At 73.8% G+C, this 2,849-nt stretch carries 4 protein-coding genes; 2 read left to right on the forward strand and 2 right to left on the reverse strand.

Annotated elements, in window-relative coordinates:
• Window positions 1-711 (forward strand): SelB domain-containing protein (locus AB4880_RS22625; protein WP_367921484.1); only part of this gene is annotated, 711 nt, incomplete at its 5' end.
• A gap of 10 nt (window positions 712-721) precedes the next feature.
• On the opposite strand, the gene AB4880_RS22630 is transcribed toward AB4880_RS22625, so the two are convergent.
• Together AB4880_RS22630 and AB4880_RS22635 are read right to left on the reverse strand one after the other, a co-directional pair.
• Window positions 722-1,120, reverse strand: a complete 399-nt coding sequence (locus tag AB4880_RS22630; RefSeq protein ID WP_367921485.1) for a rhodanese-like domain-containing protein — start codon at window positions 1,118-1,120, stop codon at window positions 722-724.
• Complete coding sequence (locus tag AB4880_RS22635; RefSeq protein WP_367921486.1) at window positions 1,117-2,028, reverse strand: LysR family transcriptional regulator; 912 nt, start codon at window positions 2,026-2,028, stop codon at window positions 1,117-1,119. Before AB4880_RS22635 ends, AB4880_RS22630 begins: the two co-directional genes overlap by 4 nt.
• Window positions 2,029-2,066: 38 nt before the next feature.
• On the opposite strand from AB4880_RS22635, the gene AB4880_RS22640 reads away from it, so the two are divergent.
• The gene (locus AB4880_RS22640) at window positions 2,067-2,723 is read left to right on the forward strand and encodes a DUF1345 domain-containing protein (RefSeq protein ID WP_367921487.1); all 657 of its coding nucleotides are present in this window, start codon (window positions 2,067-2,069) and stop codon (window positions 2,721-2,723) included.
• Window positions 2,724-2,849 lie beyond the last annotated feature (126 nt).

A 2,849-nucleotide genomic window follows, 5' to 3' on the forward strand; every position in this document is an offset into this window, starting at 1 on the left:
GCGCTCGCGACCGCCGCGCCCGGGGGAGACCTGGGGGCGGAGGTGGCCCGCCGGGGCGCCGTACCCGTCGACCGGCTGCGGCAGCTCGGCCTCCTCGGCGCCGAGAACACGCCTCCGGACGGCGTCCTGGCCGCGCACGGCTGGTGGGTCGACGCGGCCACCTGCGCCGGGTGGGTACGACGGCTCGTCCGCGCCGTCGCCGACCACCACGAGCGCGACCCGCTGGCGGTGGGGCTCTCGCGTGGCGCCGTCCGCGACCTGGTGGGGCTGCCGTCCGACGACCTCGTCGACCTGGTCGTCGGCGAGGCCGGACTGGTGGGGGAGTCGGGCTATGTACGCGCCGCCGACCAGGTCGCAGGTCTGGGCCCGGCGGAGGACGCCGTCGCCGAGCTCGAGCGTCGGCTCGCCGCCGACCCGTTCACCGCGCCCGAGGCCGACGACCTCACCGCGCTCGGGCTGGGTGCGCGCGAGCTCGCCGCGGCCGAGCGGCAGGGCCGGCTGATCCGGCTGGGCTCGGGGATCGTGCTGCTGCCGACCGCACCGGCGCTGGCGATGCGGGCGCTGGCTGCCCTGCCGCAGCCGTTCACGACCAGCCAGGCCCGGCAGGCGCTGGCGACCACGCGCCGGACCGTCATCCCGCTGCTCGAGCACCTCGACGCACGCGGCTGGACCCGCCGGATCGACGGCGCCCTGCGCGAGGTCGTTCGCTGACGCCCGGGTGTCAGTAGACGCGCGGCGGCAGCTCCGGCGCGATCGGCAGACCCGCCGCGGCCCATGCCGCGAACCCGCCGTCGACGTCGGTCGCGTCGAGGCCGAGCGCCTGCAGCCGGGACGCCGCGAGGGACGAGCTGAAGCCCTCCTGGCAGGTGAGGATCAGCCGAATCCCCTGTCCGGTAGCGGGAATCCGCCACGGGCTGCCGGGATCGAGCCGCCACTCGAGGATGCTCAGGTCGATCGGGATCGAGTCGGCGGGGGCGCCGAAGCGCTCGCGCTGGTCCTCGCGTCGTACGTCGACGAGCAGGGCGCCCTCGCGCTGCGCGGCGTACGCCTCGACGGGGGTGAGCCGGTGCAGGCCGCGGCGCGCCTCGGCGAGCATCCGGTCGATCGCGGACTCGGTCATGCGGGACCTCTCTCCAGCAGGCGCGCGAGATCCAGCCCGCGCGCGGTGTCGACGAGCGCCCGCGCGAGCAGGGACTCGGGGCCCTGGCCGGCGAGGACCAGCCCGACCTGATGGGTACGGCGCGGCTTCGGCAGCGGGATCGCCCGGATGCCGTCGGGGACGCCGAAGGACGGCAGCCACGCATGCGGGACGACGCTCGACAGCCCCATCGACGCGACGTGGGCGTAGACGGCCGAGACGGTGTCGGTCTCGACGACGACCCGCGGGTCGAGGCCGGTGTCGGCGAGGTGGCCGTCGATGATCCGGCGGTTCTGCATGTCGCCGGTCAGGAGGCAGAGCGCGGAGCGGGCGGCGTCGGCCCAGGTCACCGCGTCGAGCGCGCCGTGCTCGCCGTCCGCGGGGGTGAGGAAGACGTAGCGCTCGCGGTAGAGCGGGACCACCCGGACCCGACCGAGGGGCTCGCCGTCGACGTACGTCATGCCGACGTCGATGTCGAAGTCGTTGAGGCGGCGGACGATCTCGCGCGAGGACATCGACAGCAGCAGGAAGCTGGTCCGCGGATGCTCCTCGCGCATCGGCGTCGTCAGCAGCGAGGCGACCGTCAGCGCGGTGGGGATCGCCCCCATCCGCAGGGTGCCGGTGAGCCCGCCGCGCATGCCGGCGATCGTCTGGTCGAGGGACGTGCGCTCGGCGAGCATCCGCTGCGCCCACTGCAGGACCTGCGTCCCCTCGGCCGTGAATCCCTCGAACCGCTGACCGCGCCGCACGATCTGGACGCCGAGCTCCTGCTCGAGCTTGCGGATGCCGGCCGACAGTGCCGGCTGGGTGACGTGGCAGGCCTCGGCGGCGCGCCCGAAGTGCTCCTCGCGCGCGAGCGCGGTGAGGTACTCCAGGCGACGCAGCAGCATGGTGCATCAATACCAGAGAACGTCAGTAGCCTGACCGCATGGCAGCGCGCTCCCGCATCCACCGACCGTCGCCGCTGGCCGCCGCCCTGGTGCCCCGCCTGGTGATGGCGCTGGTCGCCGGCGTCGTCGTCGCACTGCTCGGAGTCCTGTCGTCGGTGGAGCTGGGCGTCCTGCTCGGCATCGCGACCACGGGCGCCGTCCACGTGGCCCTCGGGTGGATCGTGCTCTGGCCACTCGACGCCGACGCCACCCGGCGCAATGTCACCCGCGAGGACCTGCGCCCCGCCGCCGACGAGGCGCTGATCGCGGTCGCCGCGCTCGCCGGCCTGCTCGGCGTGGTGATGCTGCTCGTCAGGGGCGACGGCGGCAGCCGCGACCTGGCCGCCGCGCTCGCCCTCGCCGGCGTCGCGATGGCCTGGGCCGCCCTGCACCTGATGTACGCCACCCGCTACGCGCACCTCTACTACTCCGACACCCCCGGCGGGATCGACTTCAACACCGACGAGCCGCCGGCGTTCCGCGACTTCTTCTACTTCAGCTACAACCTCGGCATGACCTACCAGGTCTCCGACACGGCGGTGCAGAGCTCGGCGATCCGCGGGGTGGTGCTGCGGCACTGCCTGATCTCGTACCTGTTCGGCGCGGCGATCATCGCGACCACGATCAATCTGGTGGTGGGGATCGTGTCCTCCTGAGTGTCTCTTCTGGCCGGTCATACGGGGGGCCTGGTGTCTCCTGGCTGGTCGCCGACCCGGCACAAACTGGCTCGCGAAATGCGCCGACCCGGCAGAAACTTCTGCCGGGTCGATCATCGGCGGGGA

The sequence above is a fragment of the Nocardioides ginsengisoli genome, from assembly GCF_039537225.1.
GTDB lineage: Bacteria > Actinomycetota > Actinomycetes > Propionibacteriales > Nocardioidaceae > Nocardioides > Nocardioides ginsengisoli.